This is a genomic window from Paenibacillus sp. 2TAB26 (assembly GCF_052115145.1).
Classification (GTDB): domain Bacteria; phylum Bacillota; class Bacilli; order Paenibacillales; family Paenibacillaceae; genus Pristimantibacillus.
Window position 1 is genome coordinate 268,025 of the sequence record NZ_JBFRGC010000001.1, and the last position, 15,069, is coordinate 283,093.

15 protein-coding genes are annotated in these 15,069 nt (G+C 42.4%); all 15 read left to right on the plus strand.

All coding sequences use genetic code 11. From position 1 onward, the window contains the following. Window positions 1-16 precede the first annotated feature (16 nt). The 15 genes from AB4Z50_RS01150 to neuC all read left to right on the plus strand — a co-directional run bounded on the left by AB4Z50_RS01150 (window position 17) and on the right by neuC (window position 15,042). Window positions 17-2,260: a DEAD/DEAH box helicase gene (locus tag AB4Z50_RS01150; RefSeq protein WP_441874740.1), complete on the plus strand. Its 2,244-nt coding sequence runs from the start codon at window positions 17-19 to the stop codon at window positions 2,258-2,260. After that, complete coding sequence (locus AB4Z50_RS01155) at window positions 2,257-3,141, plus strand: ComF family protein (protein WP_441874742.1); 885 nt, start codon at window positions 2,257-2,259, stop codon at window positions 3,139-3,141. Before AB4Z50_RS01150 ends, AB4Z50_RS01155 begins: the two co-directional genes overlap by 4 nt. 114 nt (window positions 3,142-3,255) lie before the next feature. Next, window positions 3,256-3,672 carry a TIGR03826 family flagellar region protein gene (locus AB4Z50_RS01160; protein ID WP_076266200.1) on the plus strand — a complete coding sequence of 139 codons (417 nt, stop codon included), beginning with the start codon at window positions 3,256-3,258 and terminating at the stop codon, window positions 3,670-3,672. A gap of 108 nt (window positions 3,673-3,780) precedes the next feature. Continuing rightward, window positions 3,781-4,047, plus strand: coding sequence for a flagellar biosynthesis anti-sigma factor FlgM (flgM, locus tag AB4Z50_RS01165; protein WP_076266199.1), 267 nt, complete (start codon window positions 3,781-3,783; stop codon window positions 4,045-4,047). An 8-nt stretch (window positions 4,048-4,055) separates the two neighbouring features. Next, on the plus strand, window positions 4,056-4,559 hold the full coding sequence (locus tag AB4Z50_RS01170; RefSeq protein ID WP_076266198.1) for a flagellar protein FlgN: 504 nt from the start codon (window positions 4,056-4,058) through the stop codon (window positions 4,557-4,559). Window positions 4,560-4,578: 19 nt separating this feature from the next. Further along, window positions 4,579-6,138, plus strand: a complete 1,560-nt coding sequence (flgK, locus tag AB4Z50_RS01175) for a flagellar hook-associated protein FlgK (protein WP_076266197.1) — start codon at window positions 4,579-4,581, stop codon at window positions 6,136-6,138. Window positions 6,139-6,156: 18 nt separating this feature from the next. Next, a complete protein-coding gene (gene flgL, locus AB4Z50_RS01180; protein WP_441874745.1) occupies window positions 6,157-7,128 on the plus strand; it encodes a flagellar hook-associated protein FlgL in 972 nt (323 codons plus the stop codon). A 12-nt stretch (window positions 7,129-7,140) separates the two neighbouring features. Further along, a complete protein-coding gene (locus AB4Z50_RS01185) occupies window positions 7,141-7,707 on the plus strand; it encodes a DUF6470 family protein (protein WP_441874747.1) in 567 nt (188 codons plus the stop codon). Between the two features lie 99 nt (window positions 7,708-7,806). Further along, the gene (locus tag AB4Z50_RS01190) at window positions 7,807-8,199 is read left to right on the plus strand and encodes a flagellar assembly protein FliW (RefSeq protein ID WP_441874749.1); all 393 of its coding nucleotides are present in this window, start codon (window positions 7,807-7,809) and stop codon (window positions 8,197-8,199) included. Between the two features lie 15 nt (window positions 8,200-8,214). Beyond that, on the plus strand, window positions 8,215-8,439 hold the full coding sequence (gene csrA / locus AB4Z50_RS01195; protein ID WP_339205358.1) for a carbon storage regulator CsrA: 225 nt from the start codon (window positions 8,215-8,217) through the stop codon (window positions 8,437-8,439). 139 nt (window positions 8,440-8,578) lie between these two features. After that, window positions 8,579-9,763: a flagellin N-terminal helical domain-containing protein gene (locus AB4Z50_RS01200; RefSeq protein WP_441874751.1), complete on the plus strand. Its 1,185-nt coding sequence runs from the start codon at window positions 8,579-8,581 to the stop codon at window positions 9,761-9,763. A 154-nt stretch (window positions 9,764-9,917) separates the two neighbouring features. Further along, window positions 9,918-11,699: a motility associated factor glycosyltransferase family protein gene (locus tag AB4Z50_RS01205; protein ID WP_441874753.1), complete on the plus strand. Its 1,782-nt coding sequence runs from the start codon at window positions 9,918-9,920 to the stop codon at window positions 11,697-11,699. A gap of 22 nt (window positions 11,700-11,721) precedes the next feature. Next, on the plus strand, window positions 11,722-12,723 hold the full coding sequence (locus AB4Z50_RS01210; protein ID WP_441874755.1) for an NAD-dependent 4,6-dehydratase LegB: 1,002 nt from the start codon (window positions 11,722-11,724) through the stop codon (window positions 12,721-12,723). Further along, window positions 12,720-13,889: a LegC family aminotransferase gene (locus AB4Z50_RS01215; protein WP_441874757.1), complete on the plus strand. Its 1,170-nt coding sequence runs from the start codon at window positions 12,720-12,722 to the stop codon at window positions 13,887-13,889. The genes AB4Z50_RS01210 and AB4Z50_RS01215 overlap by 4 nt, the downstream gene beginning before the upstream one ends. After that, entirely contained in the window at window positions 13,882-15,042 is a 1,161-nt protein-coding gene (gene neuC / locus AB4Z50_RS01220; protein WP_441874759.1) for a UDP-N-acetylglucosamine 2-epimerase, read from the plus strand. Before AB4Z50_RS01215 ends, neuC begins: the two co-directional genes overlap by 8 nt. The last annotated feature ends 27 nt before the right edge of the window (window positions 15,043-15,069 follow it).

Consider the following 15,069-nt stretch of genomic DNA (forward strand, 5'->3'; position numbering starts at 1 on the left):
GAGGGAGCGAATAGAGATGAAAGCTCAATTGTATGTTGTGAAAGTGAAAGGCTGCTGGCAGGCTCGACTGACTATCAAGGCAATGGTGGATAAATACTTCTGGATGCATGGAGCGTTTGGTGAAGCGGGATTCTTGAACTACGAGATTGCAGAGGAGGGATGGCTGCTAAAAGAAGAACTGCCGCTCGGGGATGCGTGCATTGCAGTGGAGCTTTGGGATACGGCTATAAAACGTGGCAGCGGCGGCAGAAACGGTGCGAGTAAAAGCTTGAATGAAGGAGGACGAAATACTGATCATGAGGCGATTGAGCTGTTGGCGGCATGTGCGGAGGAAGCAAAAGCTGATGGGGCGGGTGGAGATGCAGCAGCTGGCGGGTTGAATAGTAGTAATCAGAAATCTAGCGAGTTAGAGAGAAATTATCGGAAATACAGTGGTGGAGTAGAGCAAGCAGTTCATAATGGCAAGATTAGTTTCGGGAGTCGTTGGCGCTTTTTGGGTAGTCGAGGGAAGCGGAAAGGAGCGTTGGCGATAGAGAGGTTTTTTGGTTTAGTGGAGAGGTGGGAGAAGGTAAGGGGCGCTGTGGTTGGGGAAATCGGAGGAGCAGCGCTTGCGAATAATGGTGAAAAGCGCAGCAGCGCTAAGCGTGTGGGTGGCGAGGAAGCGCGAGTTTATAGCGCTAAAGAGCTGGGAGAGATCGCGGCAGGAGCGAAGCTCGCCGCGGGTATGCTGCAGGGACGTGCGCTTTTGCGAAGCGAGGCGCACGCCCTGTTGTCTAGCGCAAGCTGTCCCGGTGCCGCGTCAAGCTGGAGAGAATTGCTCCAGCTTGCTTCGCTGCTCGGGCAGGTGCGCCTGAGCGGATCGATCGCCGCCGTGGGTGGCGGGCGATTGGACGCTTTAGGGCGCCGCAGGCGCGAGCGCAGCTGTTTGCGCTGCGGGAGCGGCGAGGCGCAAATGCACCGCACGGCATGTGCAGCGTGCGGGAGGCACTGCGCCTATTGCATGGCGTGCATTGGGATGGGGCGAAGCCGGGAATGTGAGCTGCTTATTACGGGGCAGCGCACGGGGGTGAATTGGACAGAGACGACGGTTCGCGGCTCTGGGAAGGGGTTGAGGCCGCTGACGTATGAACAGCGGCTTGGTAAATGGGGGCTTAGCCCTGCGCAGACAGCTGCAGCAGCCAAGGCACTGCAGTTTGTGGAAGAGCCGCCGATAGACGCGGCATTGTCAAAGCTGGACAAGCAGCGCCAGATGAGAGAGTTTCTGCTTTGGGCTGTAACAGGAGCTGGCAAAACGGAGATGATTTTTCCGCTTGTTGAGTCTGTCCTGCTGCGCGGCGGAAAGGCGATTATTGCCACACCGCGCCGTGATGTGGTGATCGAGCTTGACCCGCGTATTCGGAAAGCTTTTCCTAAGGCGTCAGTCGTAACATTATACGGTGGTAGTGATCAGCGCTGGGAAAGCGGAGATATTACGCTTGCCACAACGCATCAGCTGATGCGATTTTATCAAGGCTTTGATCTCGTTGTAGTTGATGAACTAGATGCATTTCCTTTTGCGGGTGACCCATTGCTGCATTTTGCAGCAGATAAGAGCTGTGCGCCAGGCGCTGCACGTTTGCTGCTGTCTGCTACGCCGCCTAGCGAGCTGCAAAGAGCAGCAAAACGAGGGAAGCTGCCTCATGCAAGAGTACCTGTTCGATATCATCGTCATCCGCTTCCAGTGCCCAAGCTTCTACAAACGACTACAGTAAAGCAGATGCTCCAGCACCGCAAGCTGCCGTCAAAGCTGTTAGCGGCTATGCGGTCATCGCTTGATCGAGGTGCTCAGCTGTTTGTATTCGTACAGCAAATTGTTCAAACCGAGCCTATGGCGGCTTTATTACGTGCTGCTCTATCACATCCTGCTGTTGCGGCAACCTCTTCACAGGATGAAGAACGAACAGAGAAGGTGCAGCGTTTTCGCTCGCGGGATATACGAGTACTAGTCACAACTACCATTCTAGAGAGGGGCGTAACAATTCCTAAAAGCGATGTCTATATTCTCGACGCGGACGGAAGGTTATTTGACGAGGCTTCGCTGGTTCAAATGGCTGGAAGAGCTGGCCGCTCTGCGGATGATCCATTCGGTCGTGTGTTCTTTTGCAGCCATGATCGCAATCGCCCTCAACTGCAGGCAGTACGCCATATTCAAACGATGAACCGCATGGCTCGCAAGCAAGGCTACTTGCTCCCCACACCCAAAGGAGGCTCGCCAAAATGAACGTCTCGCCAAGAGCATGGCTGCAGCGTCTGCAATTCGCTTTCACCACGTCCGCGCAGCTGCTCGCTCCAACGTCTGCCGCATGTCTCCTATGCGGCAAACCGCAAAGCGAGGCTCGCAGCGCGAGCAGCTGCAACCACGCGAAGCTGACGACCCAGCTTCGCAATTCCCTTTGCGGAGCGTGCCTCTCCGCAATACCATGGCTGACCCGCATCGCCTGCCGTAGATGCGGGCGCGGCATCCCATGCGAAGACTGCATACGTCGTCCGCATGGCGCATTCATATGCAACCGCAGCGCGGTTCATTATAATCAAGCGATGCGAGCCATGCTCGCCTTGTATAAATATAGGGGAAATGAGCAGCTTGCTCCTTTGCTCGGGGATATGCTTCTGCCTGCATTCGAGGCGATGACCTTTGAAATTATTCAACAATCTATCGCGGCAAGCAGCAGCAGCCGCAAACCAAAAATATCGATAGCAGACTGCTGGGATGCTGTTACCTACGTTCCTGTAAGTGAAGAACGAGCAGTTGATCGGGGGTTCAATCAAGCGGAGCAGCTCGCGAGCCACATTGCACGGCGTTTTCAGCTGCCGCTTATGGAATTGCTCATTCGTTCGCGGCATTCAGAGAAGCAAAGCTTCAAAACACGCTCCGAAAGAATGCGCGATACGCAATCTCTTTTTGAAGGGAATACGAACAATTTGAGTTTATTAGCCTTTGAATCCCATAGCAAAAAGCATCTAAACGATAGAGCTGTTCGTATACTTTTAATCGATGATATCTACACAACTGGAAGTACGGCAGAAGCCTGCTCTAAGGCTCTGCATCGTTATACTGAGCTTCCGCTTGATATCTATATTTTGACCTGGGCTCGTTCATAATTCAGCTAGGCTGATAGATCTAATAAATAGATTGATAGTGAAAAAGTTAATGCTATCGATTAGAATGTAACTAATAGCTTGTATGGTTTTACAAAAAAAGGAGGGCTCAGAGCGATGAACCTAGATAATTGTCCTCGCTGCGGTAAGCTTTTTGCAAAAAACTTTAGAGACGTGTGTCCGGCATGCATGCGAGAAATTGATAAAGAATATGAGCTTTGTGCAAACTATTTGCGTGAATTTAGAGGCTCAATTATTACTGAGGTATCTGATGCTACGGGTGTCTCGATTAAACAAATTACGAAGTTCATACGCGAGGGACGCATCTCCATTATGAATGCACCTAATATGTCATACCCCTGTGAATCTTGCGGAACTTTGATTCGTGATAATCATCTTTGCGACAATTGTCGCAATCGAATTGAGAAGGACAAGAAGCAGATGTTCCAAGACATATCGCGAAAAGAAGATTTAAAAAGTGCTTACAAGCAAACGGGCGTTTATAAAGGCTTAGAAAGATACAATGATAAATGATTTAAGTTAATATTTTGATGACTATAAAATTTCACTTGACTGAAGCCGATAATACTTGTAAAGGTAATCGGCTTTTTTAGTTCCTGTAAATAATGAGGTGGGTAAACAATGAAAATAAATGAGACGAATCGTATCGGAGCGCTTAATCCTTACCAGAAGCATTCGGAGGCCAGAGTAGGCGGGGCAGACAAGGCAAAGCAGAAGGACGAGGTTCAAATCTCTGCTGCAGCTAAGGAATTGCTATCGACAAGCAAAGCAAGCGGAGCGGACAGAACAGAACATATTGAGCAGCTGAAGCGTTCGGTAGCAACAGGCAACTATCATGTGGAAGCGGGCAAGATTGCCGAGAAGCTGCTTCCCTTCCTGAAGGAGTAATCCTCTAAATGAATGAGTACATCCAGCAAATCATCGTGATTTTGCAAGAGCTTTTAGACGAGCACCTGCAGCTTATTGAATACGGCAACGCGAAGACGTCGGCTATTACTGTGAACCAAGTAGAGACGCTCTCGTATATTTCCAGTAAAGAGAAGAAGAGTCTTCAGCGGATCATGGATCTGGAGCAGCAGCGTATCTTTTTGATAGGGAAATATATGCTTGATCAGAAGCTGACTGCCCATCGTTCGTTCAAAATGGAGAAGCTCATACAAGCTGTATACCAAGCGAATGAGAAGCAGCAGCTTCAGGCGATATGGAATGAGCTGTCGGCAGCACTTAAGAAACTTCAAGATATTAACGAATTCAATCAACAGCTCGTAAGGATGACTCTGGAGCATTTGCATTTTACGCAAGATTTGCTGCTTGGTCCGACTGAGGAAGAAGCGACCTATCATCGTGCTGTTCAAGGCATGGCCTTAAATCGTAATGGCCGCTTTAATATGAAAACGTAACAAGAGAGGACAATATACGATGGCATCCACTTTTCATGGCTTAGAAACGGCAAGGCGCAGCTTATTTACCACTCAGTCTGCTTTGAATACAACTGGACACAACATTTCAAATGCGAATACGGCAGGCTACTCACGCCAAGTGGTGAACATGACTGCTTCAAGACCGATAGACGCGGTTGGTTTCTCCAAATCAACAGCAGCTGGTCAGCTGGGTACAGGCGTTGAGGCGTCTTCTATCACTCGGATTAGAGAGAAATTTCTGGATAATCAGTATCGCAATGAATATAAATCACTTGGTAATTTCTCAGTTCAGCTCGACACTCTCTCTAAACTAGAGGGTATCGTTAATGAACCAAGCGACACGGGCCTTAGAACGGTGATCTCGAATTTTTGGAATTCGTGGTCAGACCTCAGCAAAAACCCTGAGAATGCGGATGGCCGCAAAGTCGTTATGGAACAAACGATGGCATTAGTGGATTCTTTTAATTACACAGCTAAGCAGCTCAGCGATTTAAAAGCCGATTTGACGGAAAATGTAGAGATTAACTTAAATACGGTTAATTCGATTACAACGAGCATCGCCCAGTTAAATGGCGAGATTAGACGGGTTGAAAGCCTAGGAGATAACGCAAATGATTTGCGGGATCAGCGTGACCTAATTACAGATCAGCTTTCGGGATTAATCAATATTCGCGTAGAAGACCAAGAGAGCGGCTACCGCATTACGATGGGCGGTACGGAGTTGGTGCAAGGAACAGCTACTGCTTCTCTGGATTCAGCAGCAGTTACTACAGCGGTTGCTAATGGTGATTTAAATAGCGGTGCTATTTATGGAACGATATATGCAAGAGATCATTACGTTGAGGGGTACATCGGAGAACTCAATAATCTCGTTCAAACGATGGCGAATGGCGAGTTTGAGGTTACGCTGCCTAAAGGATCTGTTTTGCCAGAAGGAACAGTATTGAATAACGTAACCTATACAGGCACAAATCGTACACTGAACGAAGATACAAAGGTTACGGTAAAAGGGTTGAATGGTTTGCATCAACTTGGCTACTCATTGGCGGGACAAGAAGCGGGCTTGCCTTTCTTTACAGATGCAAACGGCAGTACTGCTGGATTGAATGCCGGCAACATTACGCTTAATCCTGCAATTGTTGCAAATTCTAACTTGATTGCGACATCTATGCGAGTAGCTACGAATGCAGATGGTTCAGAGTCTGTCATTAGCGGCAACAACTCCTTGGCTGTCCTTTTCTCGCAAATGAGAGATACTCGTTTCGACTTCGACGCGGGGACAGGTGAAAATAAAAACACGGTGGATGCTTATTTCCGTTCTGTTGTGGGCCAGTTAGGTGTACAAGCTGCGGAAGCGACTCGGATGCAAGCGAATCAACAAATTATCGTCGACCAAGTTGAATCCCGCAGACAATCGGTTAGCGGAGTTTCGCTAGATGAAGAAATGTCCAACATGATTAAGTTCCAGCATGCATACAATGCAGCTGCTCGAAATATGACGATGATTGATGAAATTTTAGATAAAGTTATTAATGGGATGGGCCGTGTAGGTCTGTAAAACATGGAGGTGTAAGGGATGTCATTTCGCGTAACACAATCGATGATGAATACACAGTTGCTTCGTAATATATCGAACAATATGGGGCGTATGAACAACCTACAAAACCAGCTTTCCACGGGCATGAAGATCAATAAGCCCTCCGACGATCCGGTTGGTATTACTTTTGCTCTTAGATACAGGAGCGAGATAGATTCTAACACTCAATACTCCGAAAATGTAAGCTCTGCGTTATCGATGATGGAATATACGGACACGTCTATAGGTCAAGCGGGAGATATTATGCAGCGTTTTAGGGAATTGTTAGTTAAGGGCGCAAACGGAACGCTCGAACAAACAAGCCTTGACGCGATAAAAGTCGAAATATCACAGATGTACAATCAAATGGTTGAAATTGGTAATAGTCAATTTAACGGTAAACAAGTATTTAATGGGGAATTGACGGGTGATAAGCCTTATCCGACGCTGGGTGCAGACGGAAAAGTGGATTTAGTAGCTGATCCACCTTTGTTAAAAGCATATCAAGTTAGCTCAGATACTGGTTCCATTAAATATGAACTATCCGCGGGTATGAAATTAGGAATAAATATAACGGGTAATGAAGTTTTTGGTAACGCGATATCTCCAAATGCAACTCAAGCAGAGATTGAAAGCAGCGACAACGTGTTCTTATTGCTTCAACGTGCACATGATATGTTGGGTTCAAGTGATCAAAAAGGAATTTCCGCACTAATTAGTCAGGTAGAGACTCGTATGAATACGATGCTTTCGAAGAGAGCTGAAGTCGGAGCAAAGGTCAATCGAGTTGATATTATCCAAAATAGACTTGCGGATATCGAAATCAATCTAAAAACGATACAAGCAAAAACGGAAGATGCAGATATGTCAGAAGTGATTACGAATATGAAGACAGAGGAAAACGTGTACCAAGCTTCCCTATCTGTAGGAGCACAGCTTATACGTCCAAGCTTGGTTGATTTCTTGAGATAGGTGGAGCTTAACATGCAAATTCCTCAGATTCAGATACGTACGCAGGATGCAGCTCTTTTTATCGATGCTGATTTGGGAAAACAACGAATTGAGCAGCCAGCTCCTACAATAGAGATGGAACAAATTCGCCCGGAACAGCATTTTCAGACGACAAAAGGAAGGCTCGAAATTAATCAGGATCGCGTATATGATGCTTTAGCGCTTGGAAACAATTTAGAGACGATGAGCAAAATATATTCAATGGCTTCCGATATCGCTTTAAAGGGCATTGCACGTATTGTGCAGAAGGGCGATCAGATGGCATCGATTCATTTGGGAGGGAATCCGATAGCGGAGATGGCCAGGGAGTGGCAAAGAACATTTCCTGAGTTTGATTTTGTCGGGGAAGCTTCCTATGATAATATTGATATTGAATATATACCTGGTGAACTGACCATTGATACGACTCCTGGCAGAGTGAATTATAACGTGCAAGTGAACAAGCCTATTATTGAATACGAGCGCGGCAAGCTAGATATTTATATGAGTCAATATCCTAAAGTGGAGATTATACCACCACAAATTGACCAACTTATTTAGAGATCGTTAATGTTAAAACTATGGATCAATTGCGTAAAACGCATAGGGTCTATAGTTTTTATTTTTAATAAAATAGTTATCCTATTAGGGGGTTATAATGTGAATACAGAACAAACTAGCTATAAGTTTGAGCAGGGCATTCCAGGCTTTGAGCACTTGACTCAATTCATATTTGAAGAGGTTGGAGATAATCTGCCGATGAAGCTAATGAAGGCTGGTGATGAACCATCCATATCTTTATTGGTTGCAGACCCGTTCTTATTTTATCCAGAGTATGAATGGCAGCTCCCCGATCATGTTAAAGAAGAACTGGGAATCAACAGTGAAGAAGAGGTCGAGATTTGGTCTGTGCTGACCGTAAACACAGACTTTGCGAATGCAACAATCAATTTACTTGCCCCTATTATTTTGAATCGAAGAACGCTGCTCGGCAAACAGCTCATTCTCCATGATAATACATACAGCTCGCGTGCTCCGCTCAATCAAACCTAGGGAGGTAGAAAAGCTATGCTTGTTTTATCACGTAAAAGCAATGAGTCCATTATGATTGGAACAAACGTTGAAATTATTGTTCTGGGCGTAGAAGGGGACAATGTGAAATTAGGGATAAGAGCCCCGAAGGAAGTAGATATTCATCGGAAAGAAATATATATGGCTATACAAGCTGAAAATCGTGCAGCAGCTATTAATTCTGTATCCATAGAGGACGTTACAAAGTTTTTTAAAAAATAATCGTATATTTAATTATAAGCTATAAACAATTGAAGTAGGATTCCGATAAATATAGTAGCGCGATAATAGAGCGGCCGAACTATTATCGTAAGCTTCCGCAAGGATGCGGAAATACGAAAATTTCAAGGAGGAAATACTAATGATTATTAACCACAACATTACAGCTTTGAACACGCACCGTCAATTGGGTGCTAACCAAGCAGCAACAAGCAAAAACATCGAAAAATTGTCTTCAGGTTTGAAAATTAACCGTGCTGGCGACGATGCAGCAGGTCTTGCAATTTCCGAAAAAATGCGTGGTCAAATCCGCGGTCTAGAAATGGGTTCAAAAAATGCTCAAGACAGCATTTCCTTGATCCAAACGGCTGAGGGTGCATTGAACGAAACTCACTCCATCTTGCAACGTATGCGTGAACTTTCTGTTCAATCTGCGAATGATACAAACACAGATGCTGACCGTAAAGAGCTTCAATCTGAAGTTAAGCAATTGGTATCTGAACTTGACCGTATCGGTAACACAACGGAGTTCAATACAAAGAAATTGCTTGATGGTTCTGCTAAAGGTGTAACTGAGGCAGTAGCTGGTTTTGCTAAAATCAACAATAACTCAGGCGTTACAATTGCAACGTCTGTTGCAGATGCTTTAAATACTGCTGCTGCTACAGGCTCAGGCAAAGATGGCGCTTATATGATTGTTAAGACAGGCGGAACTTCTACTACTAGCACATTCTCAATTGTTGGACCGGATGGTAAAGCAGTTTCATCAACAGCTATCACAGTTAGTTCATCAGCTATCACTTTCAGTGCAGCAGGTGGCATTTTCACAGCAGACCAAACTTTGGCTATTTCCGACCCTGCTACTAACATGAAAGTCGGAGAAAGCATGACGTTTGTATTCGGTAAAGCTGAAGTTGCTTCTAGCGATCTTGCTGGTTCGATCATGACACAAATCGGTGCAAATGCGGGCCAAACAGCATTCATCTCGGTTAGTGACATGCGTGCATCTGCTTTGGGAGTTAAAGATATTGATATTTCTTCTAAATTCGGTGCTGCTACAGCAATTGAAACGGTACAAAACGCTATGCAAAAAGTTTCTTCCCAACGTTCAAGCTTGGGTGCTATTCAAAACAGACTTGAGCACACGATTAACAACTTAGGCGCTGCATCAGAGAACTTGACTGCTGCTGAATCTCGTATCCGTGATACAGACATGGCTAAGGAAATGATGGCACAAACGAAAAATAGTATCCTTGCACAAGCTGCACAAGCGATGCTTGCTCAAGCTAACCAACAGCCGCAAGGCGTACTTCAATTGTTGAGATAATCTATACGATTAATACGATTGAATAGCATTAAACGAAAAATCCAAAAAATCTCTCGAATTTTTCGGGAGATTTTTTGGTATCATAAATGTTATTTAGTGGAAATTTAGTAATAGATTATTGATATTGATTTTGTGAGATAAGGGAGCATTCAGCATGGTTAAGACTCTATTGGATAAAAACATTGAACTATTATCTGTAAACACTGCTCATTGGATAGGTCAGCCTAAAGAAGATGATATTCAACATACGTTTATGAACGACCAACTGTTCATACAAGGCCATGAATTTGATGAATCGAATAAACCTAATCCTAACAAACGGGAACTCATTATTTGCGTCGGTATTAATTCCATAAACGAAATTGAAACTGTAATTCGAACCATGAGCAAAGAGTCATACCTCATAATCGTTGAGCCTAACTTTTCATTTTTTCATCACGCATTAAATAATCAAGATTTAGGACTATTTAATAATTCGCGCGTAGTACTTTTTGCTGATGATTTGAATAAATTTGCTTTTTTCTTAGATAATTTATTTTCAACCATACTTGTCTATTATATGAAAAATATTAAATTTTATTTCACATCGTATTACAGAAACAATGGAGTAGATGTAAGTGTAGCATTAGTGAAAAAAGTTACAGAAACGGTGAAATATAAAGCGCTTGTGTTAGGTAATTCTGTTGAAGATAGTTTAACTGGCTTTACTCAAAGTATGAAAAATATAAAATGTTTAATACGCTCTAAAGATGTCTCGCATTTGAAAAATTCTTTTGCAAATAAACCAGCAATTATTGTAGCCGCGGGTCCATCGCTTAATAAGAATATAGACCAAATAAAGAAAATGAAAAATAAGGCTGTTATTATTGCAGTAGATACCATTGCAAGCAGACTTTGCGATGAAGGGATTATTCCTGATTTTATTTGTTCAATAGAACGGGAAATTGAAACGTATTCTTATTTTTATGAGAACAAAAATTACCCGAGTGAAATATCGCTTGTTGCTCCTCTTGTTCTGTATCCTAAAGTATTTGAAGATTTCAAAGGCGACTTCATCGTTCCAATGAGGGAAAACGTAGGTGAGTTTAACTGGATACAGAATGTATTTGGATTAACAGGAGATAATTCGATTAGAATGGGTGTATCATGTGCGCATGTTGCGTTTGGTTTCGCCGAACACATCGGTGCTTCACCGATTGTGTTAGTGGGTCAAGACTTAGCATTTGGAAGTTCGACTGAACAGTCTCATGCTGGTGGAACGATTTATGATAATAAAAAATTCACAACTCAAGTGTTCTCTGATGTTGAGAAATTATTAGTTGAAGGTTACTATGGCGACAAGGTTACTACAACTGAAATGTGGATCAATTTTAGACTATGGTTTGAAAAGCAAATATTTGATAATAAGTTATTCGTCATTAATGCGACCGAAGGGGGCGCAAAAATTGCAAATACGGTCCAAATGACTTTAGAAGATGTGTTACAAAATTATTGTTCAGAACAAATACAATCGGTCAAAGATGTACTGAAGAATAAGCAATCATATCCACTTTCTAAAGATAAAATGATAACAGTAATCCACGAACAAGTTAAGTTCTTCTCTGAGCTAAAAGTGAAGTTTGAAAACCAAAAAATTGAAATCTCAAAATTGAAAATTGCAATATCTCCATCAGATAAAGAAATGCAAAAAATCTTAAAAAAATTACAGAAGAGTGATCCACTATACGGAATAGTAACGGAGAATTGGTTGTTAAGGCACACTTTGCAACCCGCGTTGCTTACAGCGTTTTGGAAGCTTTATGATATTGAAAACGTTCTAACCTCAGAAAATTTTAGAAGAAACAGAGAAATACAAGTTGAATTTTTTACGATTAGTGTTTTTGTTATCACCAATATTATTGCTATACTCGAAGAAAGCTTAAAAGAATTTAATTAGTGTTATAAGGAGGTGAGGGTATTTGGGTAAATATGGGAAAGTTCTTGTAACAGGAGCAGACGGTTTTATAGGCTCACATGTAACAGAAAAGTTGGTAGGGTTAGGTTACGATGTGAAAGCATTTGTTTATTATAACTCATTCAACTCTTGGGGGTGGCTAGATCATTCCACTTATAAATCAGATTTTGAAGTTTTCGCTGGGGACATAAGAGACCCCTATGGAGTTAAGGAAGCGATGAAAGATTGTGATAAAGTGCTGCATTTGGCTTCGCTAATCGCAATTCCCTATTCCTATCATTCGCCAGATACTTATGTAGACACGAATATCAAAGGTACACTAAATGTGCTGCAGGCTGCACGTGAGCTTAATATAGCTAAAGTAGTTCATACATCAACGAGTGAAGTTTATGGCACTGCCAAATATGTACCGATTGATGAGGATCACCCCCTGCAAGGACAGTCGCCCTATTCAGCGTCTAAGATCGGTGCAGACCAAATGGCATTAGCCTTCCACCGTTCATTCGAGACACCTATAGCGATTATTCGACCTTTTAATACATATGGACCACGTCAATCCGCACGTGCTGTTATACCGACTATTATTACACAGCTTGCTTCGGGCGGGCGGAAAATCAAGCTTGGAGCCCTCAGTCCAACGAGAGACTTTAACTATGTACAAGACACGGTAAATGGGTTCATCTCCATATTAAATAGTGATAAAGCGCTTGGCGAAGTTATTAATATCGGAAGCAATTATGAAATTTCAATCGGTGAAACAGCTGCTATTATTGCAGAAGTTATGGGTGTGGAAATCGAAATTGAAACAGACGAAATTCGTCATCGTCCTGAGAAAAGTGAAGTGGAACGACTCTGGGCCAATAATCAAAAAGCGAAAGAACTACTCGACTGGGAGCCTGCTTACGGGGGAATTGATGGGTTTAAGCGTGGTTTAAAGGAAACCATTGAATGGTTCACGAATCCAGAAAATTTATCTCGATATAAGGCAGATGTATATAACATATGAATAATCAATGGAAAAGCATAGCCCAGAGCATAAAAGCCATTCACGGAGATAGGGGTTTTATTCCATTACATGAACCAACATTCTGTGGAAAAGAACTGGAGTATGTAACAGATTGTATACAAACAGGATGGGTATCATCTGTTGGGAAATATGTCGATGAGTTTGAACATCGTCTAGCAGAATACGTAGGTGTGAAACGAGCAGTTGCTGTTGTTAATGGTACTGCAGCTTTACATATAGCGCTTAAAATAGCGGGTGTGAAATCGAATGATGAGGTATTTATTCCAGCGCTAACGTTTATAGCGACAGCCAATGCAGTTTCGTATATACAGGCAATTCCACATTTTATAGATGTATCTGAACAAACACTTGGGATAGATCCTGTGAAACTTGAAGAACATATTCGAGAAATTGGAATTATTAAAAATGGCCAGTTAATCAATAAGCTAACGGGGAGGGTCATTCGCGCGGTTGTTCCTATGCATACATTTGGACATCCAGTTGATATTAATCCAATAATCGATATTTGTGACCGTTACGGTCTTGTTCTTGTAGAAGATGCAGCCGAATCATTAGGTTCTTTTTACAAAGGCAAGCATACTGGTGGGCTTGGACTAGTTGGGGCAATTAGCTTTAATGGAAATAAAATTATAACAACCGGTGGCGGCGGTGCTATTTTAACTAATGATGAAAAACTTGCTGATTATGCAAAGCATATTACGACAACAGCTAAATTTCCTCATCGTTGGGAATACCGTCATGATGAAATCGGGTACAACTACCGAATGCCGAATATTAATGCAGCAATTGGATGTGCACAACTAGAAAAGATAGATGTTTTTATCTCATCAAAAAGAGAATTAACAAAGCATTATCAGCAATTGTTCGAAAAAGTTGAAGGTGTGCAAGTGTTTAATGAGCCTTCTTTTGGAAAAAGTAATTACTGGCTGCAGACGCTATTACTTGATGAAAATAGCCACTCTCGTGATTCTGTTTTGGATCTATTGAATAGCGAAGGTGTAATGGCACGTCCAATCTGGACACCTCTAAACGAATTAATGCCTTACGCACATTGTCCAAAGGCAGATCTTTCCGTTACCAATCAAATGAATAAACGAGTTATTAATATTCCATCAACTCCGTTGCAAGGAGATTATAATGGCTAATCGTAAAATATGTATTATTACCGGAACCCGTGCAGAATATGGTCTCTTATGCCGAATAATGCGGGAAATCCAAAACGATGATGAGTTGGATTTGCAATTGGTTGTGACAGGTATGCACTTATCTCCAGAGTTTGGATTAACGTATAAACAAATTGAAGAAGATGGATTTGAAATAGATGAAAAAATAGAAATGCTATTGTCATCTGATACACCACCAGGCATAGCGAAATCAATGGGAATTGCTATATTAGGATTCGCTGATGCATTTCAGCGATTGCAGCCAGATGTGTTGGTTTTACTAGGAGATCGATTTGAAATATTAAGCGCTGCTCAGACTGCATTAGTGATGAGGATCCCTGTTGCACATATTTCTGGTGGGGAATTGACAGAGGGTGCAATTGATGAGTCGATTCGACATTCGCTTACAAAGATGAGTCATATCCATTTTACTGCCAATGAGGAATATACAAAGCGTGTTATCCAGCTTGGAGAGCAACCTAATCGAGTATTTAATGTAGGTGACTTGGGTGTTGAAAATATTCGTAAAATGTCTTTTTTGTCAAAAGAAGAGTTAGATGAGTTTTATGGTTATAATCTTAAGAAGTTTTTCTTAGTCACATTTCATCCTTGTACACTTGAAGTTGAAACGGCAGAGGAACAAATGGCGAATTTACTATTGGCTTTAAATGATTTTCCAGACTATCAGATTATTTTTACGAAGTCGAATGCAGATTCTGAAGGCAGAAGGATAAATCAATTAATTGATGATTATACTGCAACAAATCCTGATCGTGTAAAATCCTTTTTTTCCTTGGGACAATTAAGATATTTAAGCACAATGAAATATAGTAAATTAGTAATTGGTAACTCCTCAAGTGGGGTTACGGAAGCACCAGCTCTGTCAAGGCCGACTATTAATATTGGGAGTAGGCAAGAGGGGCGTTTGATGGCAAGTTCTATAATAAATTGTAATCCAATAAAAGATGATATTATAAAATCTATTCAGTGGGCTCTTTCGACAGAGTTTCAACGGTCACTAGCACATATAAACTTAAAGTATGATGGAACTACTACATCTAAAAATATTATTAATCTCTTAAAGAATATAGATTTAAGAGACATTATAAAAAAATCGTTCTACGATATAAATTAGATAGGAATGAAGGAAATCATGTTTAGA

What these genes read in the sequence shown, in the direction of transcription:
- AB4Z50_RS01150 (WP_441874740.1), top strand. Translation starts at nt 17, where the DNA reads ATGAAAGCTCAATTGTATGTTGTGAAAGTGAAAGGCTGCTGGCAGGCT.
- AB4Z50_RS01170 (WP_076266198.1), top strand. Translation starts at nt 4,056, where the DNA reads ATGAATGAGTACATCCAGCAAATCATCGTGATTTTGCAAGAGCTTTTA.
- flgM (WP_076266199.1), top strand. Translation starts at nt 3,781, where the DNA reads ATGAAAATAAATGAGACGAATCGTATCGGAGCGCTTAATCCTTACCAG.
- AB4Z50_RS01160 (WP_076266200.1), top strand. Translation starts at nt 3,256, where the DNA reads ATGAACCTAGATAATTGTCCTCGCTGCGGTAAGCTTTTTGCAAAAAAC.
- flgL (WP_441874745.1), top strand. Translation starts at nt 6,157, where the DNA reads ATGTCATTTCGCGTAACACAATCGATGATGAATACACAGTTGCTTCGT.
- csrA (WP_339205358.1), top strand. Translation starts at nt 8,215, where the DNA reads ATGCTTGTTTTATCACGTAAAAGCAATGAGTCCATTATGATTGGAACA.
- AB4Z50_RS01185 (WP_441874747.1), top strand. Translation starts at nt 7,141, where the DNA reads ATGCAAATTCCTCAGATTCAGATACGTACGCAGGATGCAGCTCTTTTT.
- neuC (WP_441874759.1), top strand. Translation starts at nt 13,882, where the DNA reads ATGGCTAATCGTAAAATATGTATTATTACCGGAACCCGTGCAGAATAT.
- AB4Z50_RS01200 (WP_441874751.1), top strand. Translation starts at nt 8,579, where the DNA reads ATGATTATTAACCACAACATTACAGCTTTGAACACGCACCGTCAATTG.
- AB4Z50_RS01155 (WP_441874742.1), top strand. Translation starts at nt 2,257, where the DNA reads ATGAACGTCTCGCCAAGAGCATGGCTGCAGCGTCTGCAATTCGCTTTC.
- flgK (WP_076266197.1), top strand. Translation starts at nt 4,579, where the DNA reads ATGGCATCCACTTTTCATGGCTTAGAAACGGCAAGGCGCAGCTTATTT.
- AB4Z50_RS01205 (WP_441874753.1), top strand. Translation starts at nt 9,918, where the DNA reads ATGGTTAAGACTCTATTGGATAAAAACATTGAACTATTATCTGTAAAC.
- AB4Z50_RS01215 (WP_441874757.1), top strand. Translation starts at nt 12,720, where the DNA reads ATGAATAATCAATGGAAAAGCATAGCCCAGAGCATAAAAGCCATTCAC.